The 15,344-nt window shown below is 37.2% G+C and carries 15 protein-coding genes; 7 read left to right on the top strand and 8 right to left on the bottom strand.

Features of this window, described 5'->3' with window-relative positions:
* The first annotated feature begins 31 nt into the window (after nt 1-31).
* On the top strand, nt 32-1,315 hold the full coding sequence (locus Q2U82_RS07640; RefSeq protein ID WP_410007096.1) for a retropepsin-like aspartic protease: 1,284 nt from the start codon (nt 32-34) through the stop codon (nt 1,313-1,315).
* A gap of 177 nt (nt 1,316-1,492) precedes the next feature.
* Here Q2U82_RS07640 and Q2U82_RS07635 read toward each other — a convergent pair whose 3' ends face one another.
* Genes Q2U82_RS07635 through Q2U82_RS07625 form a run of 3 tightly spaced genes read right to left on the bottom strand, consistent with a single transcriptional unit; the run spans nt 1,493 to nt 4,590 of the window.
* Nucleotides 1,493-1,876, bottom strand: coding sequence for a DUF3703 domain-containing protein (locus tag Q2U82_RS07635; protein WP_410007095.1), 384 nt, complete (start codon nt 1,874-1,876; stop codon nt 1,493-1,495).
* Nucleotides 1,877-1,934: 58 nt separating this feature from the next.
* Entirely contained in the window at nt 1,935-2,612 is a 678-nt protein-coding gene (locus Q2U82_RS07630) for a response regulator (RefSeq protein WP_410007094.1), read from the bottom strand.
* 10 nt (nt 2,613-2,622) lie between these two features.
* Entirely contained in the window at nt 2,623-4,590 is a 1,968-nt protein-coding gene (locus tag Q2U82_RS07625; RefSeq protein WP_410007093.1) for a tetratricopeptide repeat protein, read from the bottom strand.
* A 157-nt stretch (nt 4,591-4,747) separates the two neighbouring features.
* Here Q2U82_RS07625 and Q2U82_RS07620 point away from each other — a divergent pair, with 157 nt between their 5' ends.
* The gene (locus Q2U82_RS07620) at nt 4,748-6,427 is read left to right on the top strand and encodes a T9SS type A sorting domain-containing protein (RefSeq protein ID WP_410007092.1); all 1,680 of its coding nucleotides are present in this window, start codon (nt 4,748-4,750) and stop codon (nt 6,425-6,427) included.
* A 173-nt stretch (nt 6,428-6,600) separates the two neighbouring features.
* Here the strand turns inward: Q2U82_RS07620 and Q2U82_RS07615 are convergent, their stop codons facing one another.
* Nucleotides 6,601-6,855, bottom strand: coding sequence for a T9SS type A sorting domain-containing protein (locus Q2U82_RS07615; RefSeq protein WP_410007090.1), 255 nt, complete (start codon nt 6,853-6,855; stop codon nt 6,601-6,603).
* Between the two features lie 32 nt (nt 6,856-6,887).
* Nucleotides 6,888-8,219 (bottom strand): choice-of-anchor tandem repeat GloVer-containing protein, encoded by a 1,332-nt coding sequence (locus Q2U82_RS07610; protein ID WP_410007089.1) that lies wholly within the window; start codon nt 8,217-8,219, stop codon nt 6,888-6,890.
* Between the two features lie 471 nt (nt 8,220-8,690).
* On the opposite strand from Q2U82_RS07610, the gene Q2U82_RS07605 reads away from it, so the two are divergent.
* Nucleotides 8,691-9,167, top strand: a complete 477-nt coding sequence (locus Q2U82_RS07605; RefSeq protein ID WP_094746059.1) for an Hsp20/alpha crystallin family protein — start codon at nt 8,691-8,693, stop codon at nt 9,165-9,167.
* Nucleotides 9,168-9,432: 265 nt separating this feature from the next.
* Here the strand turns inward: Q2U82_RS07605 and Q2U82_RS07600 are convergent, their stop codons facing one another.
* Genes Q2U82_RS07600 through Q2U82_RS07590 form a run of 3 tightly spaced genes read right to left on the bottom strand, consistent with a single transcriptional unit; the run spans nt 9,433 to nt 11,219 of the window.
* The gene (locus Q2U82_RS07600) at nt 9,433-10,053 is read right to left on the bottom strand and encodes a class I SAM-dependent methyltransferase (RefSeq protein WP_410007088.1); all 621 of its coding nucleotides are present in this window, start codon (nt 10,051-10,053) and stop codon (nt 9,433-9,435) included.
* A 10-nt stretch (nt 10,054-10,063) separates the two neighbouring features.
* Complete coding sequence (locus tag Q2U82_RS07595; RefSeq protein ID WP_410007087.1) at nt 10,064-10,309, bottom strand: hypothetical protein; 246 nt, start codon at nt 10,307-10,309, stop codon at nt 10,064-10,066.
* A 1-nt stretch (nt 10,310) separates the two neighbouring features.
* Nucleotides 10,311-11,219, bottom strand: coding sequence for an NAD(P)/FAD-dependent oxidoreductase (locus Q2U82_RS07590; RefSeq protein WP_410007086.1), 909 nt, complete (start codon nt 11,217-11,219; stop codon nt 10,311-10,313).
* Between the two features lie 191 nt (nt 11,220-11,410).
* On the opposite strand from Q2U82_RS07590, the gene Q2U82_RS07585 reads away from it, so the two are divergent.
* From Q2U82_RS07585 to Q2U82_RS07570, 4 genes are all read left to right on the top strand, one after another.
* Nucleotides 11,411-11,791, top strand: coding sequence for a Fur family transcriptional regulator (locus tag Q2U82_RS07585; protein WP_410007085.1), 381 nt, complete (start codon nt 11,411-11,413; stop codon nt 11,789-11,791).
* Nucleotides 11,792-12,288: 497 nt separating this feature from the next.
* Nucleotides 12,289-14,334 (top strand): sensor histidine kinase, encoded by a 2,046-nt coding sequence (locus Q2U82_RS07580; RefSeq protein WP_410007084.1) that lies wholly within the window; start codon nt 12,289-12,291, stop codon nt 14,332-14,334.
* Nucleotides 14,309-14,935 (top strand): response regulator, encoded by a 627-nt coding sequence (locus Q2U82_RS07575; protein ID WP_410007083.1) that lies wholly within the window; start codon nt 14,309-14,311, stop codon nt 14,933-14,935. Before Q2U82_RS07580 ends, Q2U82_RS07575 begins: the two co-directional genes overlap by 26 nt.
* 164 nt (nt 14,936-15,099) lie before the next feature.
* A complete protein-coding gene (locus tag Q2U82_RS07570; protein WP_410007082.1) occupies nt 15,100-15,330 on the top strand; it encodes a helix-turn-helix transcriptional regulator in 231 nt (76 codons plus the stop codon).
* Nucleotides 15,331-15,344: the final 14 nt, after the last annotated feature.

Below are 15,344 nucleotides of genomic sequence, written 5' to 3'. Positions count from 1 at the left end.
ATATCTTAAAATACCAAACCGTTTATCCTTTATGAAAAAGTTATGTTTGCTTCCGCTGCTGTTGTTTTTAATTGGGTGCAACCAAGACTCAAAAAAGGTTGATACCGAAAAGAAATTTAAAGCCCTGAACCTCTTGGTGACCGATTTGGATTATTTCACTTTACAGGAAGAATTCAAAAACAACAAAGAAAATCTTCAAAAAAGGGATTCTCTTTATTTTGAAGCGATCCTCGCCAATGCCTTCAACAATCCGGAAAAATCCAATGAGGCAATCGAGGTTTTTTTTAAAACCCCAGAAGCGAAAATAACCGATAGCTTGGCAGAAAAGATGTTGGTCACCAAATTGACCAACCACATTCATCTAGCCGAATATAGAGAGGCTTTAAAAATAAACGAGGACCTACAGCAACAGTATGCCAATTTTTTAGATTCCACAAAAATGGAGGATTTAAAAAACACACATAAAATATGGAAAATCCTAGAAAATACACCTCCTCAGGAAGTAACTATAGCCGCGGATGTTGCCCTTCCAATAGTAAAAGATAAAATAGGGCTTTCTACCCTCTCCACAAAAATAGGGAACACTACTACTGATTTTGTTTTTGATACCGGAGCCAATTTTTCCGTAATTCAACGTTCGGTTGCGGAAAATCTTGGGATGGCAATCATCCCGGCCCAGTTTGATGTAGATGCCGCAACGGGCTTAAAGGTAAAAAGCGACCTGGCCATTGCAGAAAAGCTGCAGCTGGGTGAAATTACCGTAACCCAAGTAGTATTTCTGGTTTTTGACGATAAGGACTTATCCTTTCCCACAATAGATTATGAAATAAATGGCATTATCGGGTTCCCAGTAATTCGCGCACTGCAAGAAATACAACTTACCAAGGATACGCTATACGTTCCAAAAATCCCCAATAATTACTCTTTAAAAAATCTGGCGTATGATGAATATATGCCCATAATAAGCGTAAAGTATAAAAATGATATGCTGCGCTTTAACTTTGACACAGGGGCGCAAACCACTTCGCTTTATTCAAAATTCTATAAGAAATATCAGAATGAGATTGAGGAAAATTATACAAAGACAGACCTCAGCACTGGTGGTGCTGGGGGGCAAGTAGCATTAACGGGTTATATACTTAAAGACGTGAAATTAGCAGTGGGCAAAGCAGAGGCGACCCTAAAAAGCACACGGCTATTTCCAGAAAAAATAGGAGTTACTGACAATCTCCACGGCAATCTGGGCCAGGACTTTATTGGCCAGTTCAATACTATGATTATTAGTTTTAAATACGCAAGTATCTTATTCAGGTAAGGTATGGCATTGTGTTGGTTTTGCAATTGTGCAATTGTGTAATTTGGTGAAATGTTCAATCGTGAATCATGGAAGAATATGAGGCCCCGACTACCCTTCGACTGCCCTTCGACTTTGCTCAGGACAGCCTAGCTGGACTTGAGAAGGGAATTTATTTTAAGAATCACGAGTGGAGGTTTAGGGATTAATGGCGCTTACACCAGCTTTTATAAAAATTTCTTGCAACTCCTTTTCTATAGGGAAAGGCTTTAGGGGAGGTACGTTTGCGCCACCGGGATTTCCAATTGGGACTTTCCCCACAAATGACTTCACGCCCCCAAATACCAAGCGGGGTAGCTGCCCCAAGACTTCCTTGCCATTTTTAATTGCAAATCCAAATTGCAGCATTTTCCAGTGTACAAAGGTGTGGGCGTATGGATAATTTTGACCAAGTATATGTGCTCTTTCCAAATGGTTCCATGCCACCTTCAAATTTCCACTTGCGTATTCCTTTCGGTACTTTTCAAGTTCCAATTCGTAATAAGGCTTTAATCCTTTTGGGAGCGAAGTGTAAAGTTTCATCTTATGGGTTTTAGCTAAGCTATACAAAAGTACACTTACTTTTTAAAACCTTGTTTTTTTATCTATTTTCCATATTGATCTTAATAAGATCGTTTTTTATGGCATATTTCATTAAACCTATAACAGATTTTGTTTTGGTCTTTATAAAAATATTCCGTCTATGCGCTTCTACGGTGCGTTCACTTATGAATAACTTTTCAGCTATTTCGTCATTTTTAAATTCTTTTGCCAACAGGTCGAGTACTTCACGCTCTCTTTCTGAAAGTACAGGTTTTGGAGCCTCTTCATTAAAAAGCTCTTCAGTGGGACTCATCATGTTATCCATTAATATGTTTTGAATATTTTTACTGATATACCTCCCATTATTCCTAACTATCTTAATAGCTTCCACCACTTCGACCATATTTGTGCGTTTTAAAATATAACCTGAAGCTCCAGCTTTTATCATTTTGGTTATAATAGCAATATCCTCATGCATGGTCAAGGCTATTATCTTTATATTTGGATATTGCGCCTTGATTTGCTTTGTGGCCTCTATACCGGAAATATCTGGCATATTTACGTCCATTAATATTACCTCAATCTGGTTTGAATCTAAAAACTGCAGCGCCTCTTCCATGGAGTTTGCGCCCGATACTTGCCCTATATCTTCCTCATCTTCCAATAGCGGTTTTAAACCTTCAATCATAAGTTGATGGTCGTCTACTATCAATACTTGTATAGGTGTTTCTACCATAATCAGTGTGCTATTTTAAAGGTATTATAATACTAATAATTGTTCCCCTTCCCGGTTTTGTATCTATAAAAATAGTGCCGTTTAGGTTTTCAATCCCTGAGGTAATATTTGCAAGCCCCATGCCGGATTCATTGCCTACCAATTCATAATTAAACCCTTTACCATTATCCTCAGCCATCAGTGTTATTTCCTTTTCATCTTGGGCAATCTGTATAAACAGTTCACTGGCATCGGCGTGTTTAATAGTATTATTAACTATTTCCTGAAGCGTTCTATAAAGTGCGTTTTCTATTAGATCATCCAAATTTTCTCCCAAACCAAACGTATCATAAGTCATATTTAACTTTGTACTTTGGTTTACGCGAGCACTAATGTTTTTTAATGCGCCTTTTAAACCTCTTTCTGAAAGTAAAGAGGGTGAAAGATTGTGCGAAATATTACGTACCTCATTAAATGCTTCGTCAATACTTTCCATTAGGGATTGTATTAATTCATTTCTTTTCTCATCTGTAATATGTTTCTTTCTATGCAGAACACTTGCCTGTAGTCCCGCCAGTGAGAGCAAGTACCCCAAGCTGTCGTGTAGGTTTTGCCCAATCCTTTTTCGTTCCCTTATTTCGGCTTCCAAAGCTGCATTGGATCTTTTTTTATTCATTTCAATTACGGTGTCGCGCAATTTTGCCTCCTGCTTATGTTGGCGGTTCCTATAGCCCAAATAAAGACCAATTAAAAGTAGCATGAAAACCAAGGAAACAAAAAACAAGAGGTTGTTTTTATTGCTTATTGCCAGTTCCTTTTTATCTATTTCCAACTGCTGCATACTGTTCAATTGGTCCATATGCTTTAACTCCACATTGTAAATCTGGTTGACTATGGTATTGTTGCTCATCTCCTCCTTTAAGGATACGTTTTTCTGAAAGTGCTCTAAGCTTTTCTGATAATCCTTCTTTTCTTGATATATCATAGAAAGCAGGAAATGCGCATCTGTTTTTAATAAGTTACTGTTCTTCTCTTCTGCCATATCCAACACCTCCAAACCTTCCTTTAACGCTTCGGGAATTCTGTTCCAATCCAATAATACCCTTCCAAGTCCTATTTTTGCAAAAGCGATTTGTTGGAACAATTGTCCCTCCTTCGCAATACGTTCACTATTTGAATAGGCCTCGAAAGCCTTTTCATATGCTCTGGAATTTTGATATATATCACCCATTATCTTATAGGAAATACACAAACTATACTGGTTGTTGTTTTTTTCTGATAGTTTTATGGAGTGATTCAGGTTTTCTAGGGCAATTGCAGTATTGTTTTCAAAACCATTGCACAGCGCAATATTATTTAAAACGGTCGCCGCCAAAATTGGATTCTTTGGTTGCGAGTTTGTATCTAAGGCTTCCTCAAAATACTGAAGGGCTTTTTTGTGATTGTTAAGATTGAGATATGTAAGGCCAATATTGTTGAGTGTTCCGCCCTTTTTATCTGGAATACCTGCCAATTCATAATTATCTAATGCCGCTACCAAATGGATATAGGCAGAAGTATAGCTCCCGGATTCGTTAAATACGGTTCCAAGATTATTATTGATATTGGCTATTTCGGAATAAAATTGAATTGCTTCTGCTTCGGTGAGGGCTTTGTTATAATACTTTATTGCTTCGGGATAATTCGTCTCAAACACATAGGAAGAACCTATGTATTTCATCAACTTTATTCTGGAAATCTTATCGCTGCTGTCAAGGGAGGCCAAAATATCAAAGGAACGCGATCTTGCCAGAGATGGATTGTCATACACTTGATTATGGATTTCCTCAAAGATGCTATCAGCAATTGTTGCGGCAGTATACTTTAAATACATTTCCTTTTTGTAACTGCTGTTATTTTGGTTGCAACACACGGTAGCCATACTAAAAAGCGATAGCAATATAGCTTTCGCTACATACTTAAATACAGTTTCATTTTTATTAAGTGCAATGTATCGCATGATACAAAGGTGGTATAAAGTTATTATTATTAGCAACCCCCATAGCAAAATTAAGTGCTGGCACTTAGTGTGTATCTTATAAAATAGCGTGCAACACGAATTGATGCGCGCTGAAATTTTGGTTTAATTTGTTGAAACAGATTTTATAAATTACAATATGATGAAAAAAATAACTACACTATCTATTTCCTTGATCCTTTTACAAATGCTTTTTTGGAGCAATTCGCTATCTGCTCAACAAAACCTTTATACAGAAACATTTGATTATCCTCAAGGAGAGTTGCCGACCGGATGGGTAATTGATGCTGCCCAACCCCCAGAGTGGGGTGTAAACGTTTCACAAATAGCGGGTGGTACTGCCCCAGAATTATATATGGGATACGGTTTTCAGGTAGGTCTTAGTCGCCTTGTTTCCTCACCTATTGATATTGACGGGTATGACAAATTAGCCCTGCGCTACAAACAGTATTTAATAAACTATGCGGCGGATGCCGGTGAGGTAATAGGTCTTGATGTTACCTTTGATGATGGTGCTACTTGGGAACCACTATGGGAAGCACCGCTTTGGCTTTTTAACATTCCACAGGACGAATATGTCTATTATTTTAATGCGCCCGCTGGGGCAACGGAAATGAAATTTGCCTTTCGCTATGATGGAAATAACAACTTCATAAATGGTTGGGCAATTGATGACGTGAAAGTAGAAGCTGTAATTGATAATGATTTGTTAGCTCGCAGCATCTCAGGAAATACGACCCCTAATATAGGAGAGAATGCCACTTATGATATAACAGTTGAAAACGGTGGTACCATCACCCAAAACAATTATACTGTTTCGATCGTAAACGAAAATGGCGATGTAGTAGCTTCCCAAGCAGGCGATCCCATTGCTTTTGCCGAAACAAAAACCTATACTTTATCGTGGACACCCGGCAATGCGGACTTAGGGGGGCATACATTTATTGCAAAAGTTGAAAGCGCTGATGATGCCGTTCTTACAAATAACGAAACCGCTGATTTTCTAGTAAGCGTACAATACCAAGACACAGAAGATATTCATATTGGTGATGGTATTTATCCAGCTACAGATTTCCCCTTAAATTTCTTCTACCTACACAGTTTGGCCCAAACGCTTTATAAGGCTGAAGATATTACGGCAACGGGCGAAACCATAAATGGCATGGAATACCGTGCTTATTTTGACAATGCCACTGACGATGTGCCTATTCAAATTTATTTGGGCGAAACCACACAAGAAAATATGGAAAATGCTTGGGTTGACCCTAGCAGCTTCACCCTAGTTTATGTAGGCATGGTTAATTTCCAGAAAGGGTTTAATAACATTTATATTCCTTTTGATACTGCTTATGAATACAGTGGCGATAATCTTGTAGTGTACTCAAATAAAAGCTATCCAGAGCAAATTTTATGGACTGGATTTTATAACACCCCCGACCAAAATATTGCCTATTCCCGAGTGGTGTATGGAGATGACCAACCTTTTGATGCCATGAATCCTCCCAATGGATTTCCACGTTACGAAGTGCCAAACATAACCCTTTTCTTTTCTTCCGGTGTGTTGGCGGTAAATGGTCAGGATGTTGATCCAAACGCTGTAGTTCTTTATCCAAACCCGGTAACTAATGTATTGCACATTCAAACAACAGAGCCTATGCGCGAAATAAGAATTTTGAATACCCTAGGGCAACAAGTAAGACAAGAAAAAGTGGGTGGCACATCATTAAGCTTAAATCTTGAAGAACTGTCTTCAGGCCTCTATTTGATAAAAATTGTTACCGATAAAGGAGTAAGCTCAAAAAAGATACAGCTTAAATAGAAGACTTTAAATAAGGTTTCCTTTCATTAATTACCCTTTGTTTAATCTCTTGAAACTTTCGTTTCAAGAGATTTTTTTATTTGATTTTAGGTTGAGAGCGCCGGTGGCTTTGATACTTCCCGAAGCAAGGTAGGGAACATCGTTCACCTTTTATTTTTTTTAATTTATATTAATTATTGTTTTAGAAACCGTACAACAGCTGCTTTGTTTTTAGAAGTAAGTTTTAAGAGGTAGGTCCCGGTAGCCAAATCTGAAATATCAATATTTCCTAGTTGTTGGATTTTAGAAGTTGCCAATCTTTTTCCTGAAACATCAAAAATCTCAACTTCATGATTTGTCAAAGTATTTCCAAATTTGATTTTTATTTGTTCAGTTGCGGGATTTGGATAAAAGCTAAATTCCAAACTTTGATATTCGTCTGTACCCAAAATATTGTTATCGTATTTTAGTATTTATTTCCTTACTCTTTGATGATCTTCTGTGTATTATTTCCCACTTGAAGAAAATAAACCCCGCTTTTCAGGCTGTTTAGACTTATTGCGGCATTACCAACTATAGTTTCCCTTAGTACTAATTTACCCGCCACATCATAGAGAATAGCATCGGCTTTCGTATTTTCAGGTAGGCTTATGTATAAAACATCCTGTACTGGATTTGGGTAAATAGCTATATTAGTTGGGGCTGAAACATTTGGATTGGAAAGTGGGAGTCCGTCATCAAATTGGAAGATAGTGCCATTATCGCCACCGTCACCTCCGCTTGAGGTGATTCCATACAAATAGCTTCCTTTATAGAGCAGGGAAGACCAGCAACTATAACCACTCTCCGTTACAAATTCAAAAATGCTGCTGTAGTCGGTACCGTCTGGTTTTATTTTGAAGATCATCCCACCCCCAGAGAGGCCCCCGGTGGTTGTGGTTCCATATAAATAATCGCCAGCCAGGGTCAATTTGCAATGGGGCTTTGCTCCGGTTGGAGTATCAAAGTCGTGAAGGACGGAAAAATCACTACCATCAGTTGCGATTTTATAGAGAGTACCCAATTCATTGGCTCCCCCCAGAAAAGTACAGCCGTAGAGATACCCCTCGTGCAAAATGGGCTCGCTCGGTTCTACATTGTTTGTGTTATTCGTACCTACAAAATCATAGAGTTTTAAAAAATTGGTCCCGTCGGGTTTGATTTTATAGAGTACTCCCTTATTGTTTGTTCCACCATTAAAAGTTACTCCATACAAATATGTCCCGTCAGACAGGAGTTGTTCTTGCGGTTGAGCCCCATTACTAGTATTGCTGCCATTGAAGTTGTGAATGACCGTAAAGCCCGTTCCGTCGAGGTTCAGCTTAAAGATGGTTCCACCGCCCCCACCCGTTCCTCCTGAATAGGTAGTGCCGTAGAGAAAGGTGCCATCAAAATAAAGAGAAGCGTTTGGCTGGGCCCCATCATTGCTATTCGAAAAATCTTTTAGAACAGAATAATTTGAACCATTTGTATCTATTTTAAAAATTATTCCACCATTATTCGTTCCCCCATATAAGGTAACTCCAAAGAGTTCTGAGCCTATAAGTTGTAATCCATCATACGGTTTTGCTCCGTGAACCTCATCAAAATTATAAAGCTTTTGATAATCGGTGCCATCGCTTTTAATTTTGAAAATAACGCCCTTATCATTACTACCGCCTACCGTGGTGGTGCCATAAAAATAATCCCCATCGCTGATCAGGTCTCCATAGGCTTTACATCCGCTGATGCCGTTAAAATCAAAAAGCTTTGTAAAGGTTTGGGAGAACCCCAAAAAAGGTAGAATAAATAAGAGAGAACAAAAAAACACTTTGCTATAGTCAAGTAGGAAGAATTTTTTTATCATAATGGTTACGATTAGTTGATATAAGAAATGGAGATTTATTGTTTTTAAAAAGTTCTAATTTATAAATTTTATTTTAATAGGGCGGGTAAAAAACTGTATATAAGTTGTTTGCACTTTCGAAATTTGTTCTAAAGATATAGTGGTATGGCAATTCGAGCATAGTAAATCCACCATTTATTATAAGGGAAAACACCTTATAAATGACCTTGTCAATTTGACAATATTTTAACCTTAATTATTGTAATAGTCCTGAAAATTTGACAGCTTTCAATGGATTTATAAAAGAATACACTTATAGTAAAAGGCTAATAAATTTTGGTATTTATTTTGTATTTAGGTTTATAGAAATCACAATTGATTTCGAATTTGAAATAATGTTTAATTTAAAATTTTGTAATTATGAACGCTTTAGTTAATGTTCCTAAAAACGGAAGTTTATCAAGCAATACTTCAAATGTAAACTTTCCAAATTGGTCAAATTGGATTGATGAGCTCTTTAACAGAGACCTCCCATCTGTATTCAGCTCAAATTTCAATAATGGTATTACTTTACCCAAAGTAAACATCAGGGAGACAGCGGACGCTTTTATAGTTGAAATGGCGGTGCCGGGTCTTAAAAAATCTGATTTCCAGATTGAACTTGACAATCAAGTTTTATCCATTTCTACGGAGACTAAAGAGGAGCAGGAAAACCAAGAGGAAAACTACACCCGCAGGGAGTTTGGCTACGCTTCTTTTAAACGAAGCTTTACCTTGCCCGAAAGTGTAGATGAAGAAAAGATTAATGCGAGTTATAGTGAGGGTATTTTGAATATACACTTACCCAAAAAAGAGGAGGCTAAGCAACGACCTGCCCGCAGTATTAAAATTTCATAAGCGGAGAGCCTAAAATTATGAATTGAATTAGCGGAGACCGAATATTCGGTCTCCTGCTGTTTCATGAACTTTGGAATAAGATTAGGAGGTTTGTAAAGCGTATTATTTGGGATCGTTGAATTGTGAATTAGGAGGCGCTGAGGTGACGGGCGAGACGCCCCTATCAGCAGGGGATAGCTCTGGTTCCAAAATCACGGCTGTGGTTGTGCTTCAACAAGCTCAGTATAACAAAGTCGTGAAGTTTGAGATGTGAATAGTATTAAAATTATGTCGGTTTTTTGCAGACTATCATCCAATGCTTTTCGGTGGGAGATTGTTCCGGCTCATTTATTTCGTTCAAGGCTATAATATTATAGCTTCCAAATTCTTGGCTAATGGCTTCCCGATCATAGAAATAGAGCTTTAATCCGTGGGGTGAAAGGAAGGTGTTTTTTTCTATTTCATTACCTATCCCAAATCTATTATCGTTTGTAGACAACGCTACAAAAATCATTATGCCATTGGGCTCTAATTGAGCAAAACAATCCTCAATTAACTTAATTCTTTCCGCTTTCTCCAAAAGATGAATAAGGGAATAACAGTATATTGCCTGAAATTTTTTAGCGTCAAAAGGCATTTTGGCCACTGAGCCGTGGTGTATGGTCACCTCAGGACCAAAGTGACTCCTAGCTCTTTTAATAGCAGTTTTTGATATTTCAATTCCCGTAACCCCAAAACCCCTTTCATAAAATACCCTTGCATTTCGACCATAACCAAAACCGGGGATCAATACGTTTGTACAATTATGTTGGAGGAGTATCTCCAATGCTGTATAGGCATTGTCGGTAGGATTGGCTCCCCACATTTTTTCATTGCCCTTATACACCGATTCCCAAAATTCTGCCACAATTTTTAATTTACGTACATACTTTATCTTCCAAAATTTCACATTTAAAACCTTGGATTAAAACTGATTCAATTAGCTGCTTTGCAGTGATATAGTCACCTTCAACCCTTAAAACCGTATGCCCACAGGGAAAAGGAAATTCTGTTTCATTAAGGTCACAATGTAATTCAAATTTAGGATAATCTATTCGTAGGTTTGTCAAAACCCTTTCCGCCTGAATTTTATTTTGAATGTTGGTTATAAAAACTTCTACCATTTTAAAATTTTTCTACTGTTAATTTACCGTTTACTACTGCCCCTGTTAGGTTGCCTGAATATACTGCATTGGCCACTGAACGCATCATATTTGTATTATCGCCACAAGCAAAAACCCCTTCTATGTTGGTCTCTTGCATTGCACTAACTTTTATATAGCCCTGTTCTGTAAGTTCGCAACCTAAAGAATCAGGTATCTCAGAATGTTGTACAAACGGCAAAGCTGCATAAAGAGCGTCCAGCCCCTTTTTAGTACCATCATCGAATACAACCTGATTGATTTTTCCCATTTCGTGTTCCACTTCAGTCAGGACTTTCTCTATTATTTCTATTTTATGACGGTTTAGTTTGGCAATTTGTTCTTTAGTAAAGTCGGCTTTCCCATTGGTGAGAAGTGTAACATTGTTGGTAAGGTTATGCACTAAGGAGGCTAAGTGAAACCCCCTTTCTCCATTCGCAAGTATTCCCGTTGGCTTTCCCTTAAATTCATAACCGTGACAATAAGGGCAGTGAATTGCAGAAATTCCCCAGCATTCCGCGAAACCTTTAATAGGGGGCAAAACATCTTTTATACCCGTAGCAAAAATTAGCTTCCTAGCGGTAAATTTTTTTTGCTTATCCGTTGTTATTTCAAAACCCTCCCCCATTTTTATGCCCCTTGTGGCTATGCCCTGAAAAAATGCTACGGTCCCATATTTTTTAACCTGCTTTTTGGCGAGCGTTGAAATTGCCGCGGGTGTTTGTCCGTCCTGAGTCAAGAAATTATGGGAATGTGGGGTTTGTATATTGCAAGGTTTTTCGCTGTCAATGACCAAAACCTTTCTTAAGGAACGCCCTAATGCAAGGGCCGCAGAAAGCCCTGCGTAACTGCCCCCTATAATTATAACTTCAAAATCTGTATTAGCTGTCATACTATTTTAAATATTTATTTCCTAAAAAGCAAACTTGTTGTGTGGACAAAAAAAAATACTCCACACATTTTTATTGTTTATATTCCATTTTAAAACACTTCAAATATAAGGTATTTATTCGCTAATGCAACAGTGTTGCATTAATTTATTGCAAATTTGTCGCAATAGGGTTTTTTCGCTAAGTTTGCGGTATGATTAAACGAAGGAATACTACTGCTCAAGAGGCTGTTTTGGCAGTTTTAAAAAGCAAAAAAAAGGCTATGAGTCAAGATGCCGTTTTACAGCTTATGGACGTTGATGCCGACAGGGCTACTGTATATAGGATACTGAATCGTTTTTGTAAGGATGGAATAGTACATAAAATAGTGGCAGATGATGGAAAGCAATATTTCGCTATCTGTGATAGCTGTGAAGGCCTGCCTCCCATTCCTGCAAACCATTTTCATTTTAGGTGCACCCTATGTGAAACTATTGAATGTCTTGCTGAACCAATTATATACTCTCTGCCCGATAACTATATTGTCCAACAAACGAATTGTATTCTTGTGGGGGTTTGTAAGGACTGTAGATAGAATGGGAACGTCCAAGCAGGCCTTTGGGTTTTATTGTTGAGTTTATGCTGCCTAAAAAAAGTAAAAAACATCGCAATTCCCCCATTTCCCATTTTAAAATCCAATCGCCTTTTGCTGCTGTTTTAAATGCTTTAAATTAATGATTTTAAAATTTAGACGGGGTTTTCTCGCTTGTATTTATAGCCTGGCGTTCTATTAGAAAACCACCTATCCTAAAGCTTTATAAATTAACTTTTTAACTGGTGGTTGTATCAAATATAGGTTTTAGCAGAAAGCTTTAGGCTGTAAGCCAGAACTTATTTCTTTTAAATTTACTAATTAGAACTCTTCGGCCTATAGAAAAGTAGTTTGCCCTGAGCAAAGTCTTAGTACGGAACGAAAATGAATTCACTGGAAAAATGCGTTTTCGTATACCTACGTATATCTAAAAATTATTATTATTCTTACCTTTCTTGCTTATTTTTCTCTACACTGGAATAACTTTATAAATTACCTAAATGAAACATTTCTTTTTTGTATTATTCGTTTTCCTATTAGGTAATTGTTATTCCCAAGCTAGCAGAGATAGAGAAAAAATATTATTGGAAATTGCGGCTATTAAGAAAAATGCAGAGCGCACAGCGAAAATTAAAGATTATGTAGACAACCATACTTTTGAGAACGAGAATCATTTTTTTCGGGATGCGGAAAGTCTTTTTAACGGGTTTTACAGTAAAAAGGATACCCTTAATACCTTACGCATATTTAATTTATTGGGCTTACGCTGGGTATTAAATAAAAAAATGGATTCAATATTGGCTGTTAAGCCCATAGAACCATTCCTAAAAAAAGACACTCCCTTAGACATACAGGCGGGAGCACAATTGATATTTTATGACTATCTAAGATCCCAAGGGACCAAAATTGATGAAGCAAGGCGAAAAAGCAAAAAGAGCCTGGAACTATTTGAAAAATTAAACGATTCATCCTATAGTGACTGGGCAACACTACATGGATATATAGTTGTAGATGGCGCACAGGCCAATGATTTTTCATCAATAATGGAACATGCCTTTGCCGCGCTCGCTTTATTGCGCTATCAAAAAGATGAAAATAGATTGGTTGATATTCAAGGAATCCTTGCCACTGTATATAGCCTCAATTATCTTTTTGAGCCCGCCAAGATTTTAAGAGATGAAAAGATTGCATATGCCGAAGAAATTAAAGATTATCAGAATTTGATAATAGAAAATTTAAATGCCGCGCTTGATGAAAAATTACAGAATCATTATGAAGCGCAAAAACTGCATCTAGATAAAGCTGTAGCTTATGCCGAAGTTTATAATAATGCTCATTTTAAATTTATATGTTACCACAGTTATCTTGTTTATGCAAGCCAACAGGAACAGACTGAAAACTCCCAGAAATATTATGATCTTATTTCTGCCCTTTATCCCCAATTTGAAGGGAGCCCATTTCACAATATATTATATCTGGAAGCACAAGCATATTATCAATATGGTCTAGGAAATTTGCATAAGGCAGAACTTTTGGCATTAGAAAAATTAAAGTTTGCAGAAACGTTTAACTCCAAAGAAATAATCCAAGAATCCCATGAGCTTTTACTTTTAATCTTTGAAGCTTCCGGACAAATTGACAAAGCCAATGTACAGGAAAATTTTGTTCTAAACTACCTCAACAATACCAAAGAGGAAGCCTTGAAAAACCAGCTAATTTACTATCAAACAATTTATGAGACTGAAAAGCGGGATCTAAAATTAGAAGCTCAGCAAAAAAACATAGCCCTGTTGAAATCGCGCGAAAGAGTAAGGAGCCAGTGGTACCTAATAAGCGCATTGTTGTTGCTTGGTATTTTTGGAACCATTCTTTTAATACGCTCAAGAAACTATGCCAGAAAGAAGCAGAAAATGCAGGAATCCTTTACAAAAGATCTCCTTAAAACGCAGGAAAACGAAAAGGCACGTATAGCCTCTGAACTTCACGACAGTGTTGGTCAGAAACTATTGATGTTAAAGAATTCACTTGTAAGTTCTGAAAAAAGGGAACAGAAAGAAATTGATTTGGTGCAGGAAACCATTCAAGAGGTTCGGGAGATGTCGCACAATCTACACCCTTTTCAGTTTGAAAAGTTAGGTTTAACGAAATCATTAAAGAATATGGTTTCAACCTTTCAGAAAAATTCAAACGTATTTTATTCCGAGGCACTTGAAGCCAAAGAAGGTTTGATTTCAAAAGCCAAAGAAATCTATATATTCCGAATGCTTCAGGAATGTATTACCAATGTTGAAAAACATGCCAACGCTACAGCCTGCAATCTATCGTCTGAAGAAAAAAAAGATGCCGTTATTTTTACCCTGAAGGACAATGGAAATGGGTTTGTTTTGGCCGAAGAAGGAGAAGCATTGGGTGGGCTCGGAATGAGAACCCTAAAAGAGCGCGCCCAGTTTATTGGGGCAATCTTAGATATAAAATCAATTCCCAACAAAGGAACAAGCATCACTATTAAAGTACCAAAAAATGAACCCAACACTAGTCATAGCTGACGACCATCCCATTTTATTAACAGGCACAAAAGCATTTTTGGAAAGTAAAAAGCACATCATTTTAGCAACTGCTATGGATGGAAACGATGCCTATAATGAAATTGTGAAGCACAATCCCGATATTGCTATTTTGGATTTCGATATGCCAAAGCTCAACGGACTTGAGATAGCCGCCCAGTGTGTACAAAAAAGAATTGACTGTAAAATTATCATCCTTACACTTTTCAAGGAAGAAGCAATTATTCAGGAAGTGGGAAAAACGATTCAGGGTTATATTTTAAAGGAAGATGCGCTTCAAGAAATTGAATTTTGCATAAAGGAAGTTTTGAATGGAAAGACTTTTATAAGTAAAAATATTGAGGCGGGCATCCATTTTTCCACGACAGCACAGGAAGTTAATAATCTTACGGTAGCAGAAGCAAAGATACTTAGATATCTAGCCAAGAACTTTTCATCTTCGCAAATAGCTGAAGAACTTTTTATTTCTAAACGGACGGTTGAAAAGCACCGCAGTAACATCATCAAAAAACTAGAAATTCCCCCTACCCAAAATGGACTCTTGCTTTGGGTTCAAAAAAATCCGCAGTTGTTCAATACCTAACAATTTATTTTAAAACATTTTACTTCAGGACCAGCCATGATTTGGGAAGTAGATTATTAACTTCCCATTGAACATTATTCCCTAATTGACACTACGTAGGTATACCCATTTTTTTTAACTTATTATGAATATACATTTGGGAACACACTAAAGAAATTCAGGTCGTGAATAATTCACAACAAGATGTTTTGTCGGTTTTAAGCAATTCGGAGAAAGAAATTTTACAGTTTATCCAAAAAGGTCTGTCTTCTTCAGAAATAGCTATTATTAGAGAGTGTTCATCCCGAACGGTTGAAAAGCACCGTAGCAACATCATAAAGAAGCTAGGTATTAAATCTTCACAAAATGCCCTATTAATTTGGCTACTAGAAACAAATAAGGATCTCGATACGTAGGTCTACGCATTTTC

This window comes from Aequorivita nionensis (genome assembly GCF_046352995.1).
In the GTDB taxonomy this organism is placed as follows: Bacteria; Bacteroidota; Bacteroidia; order Flavobacteriales; family Flavobacteriaceae; genus Aequorivita; species Aequorivita nionensis.
This window is presented reverse-complemented; position numbering and strand designations above follow the sequence as displayed.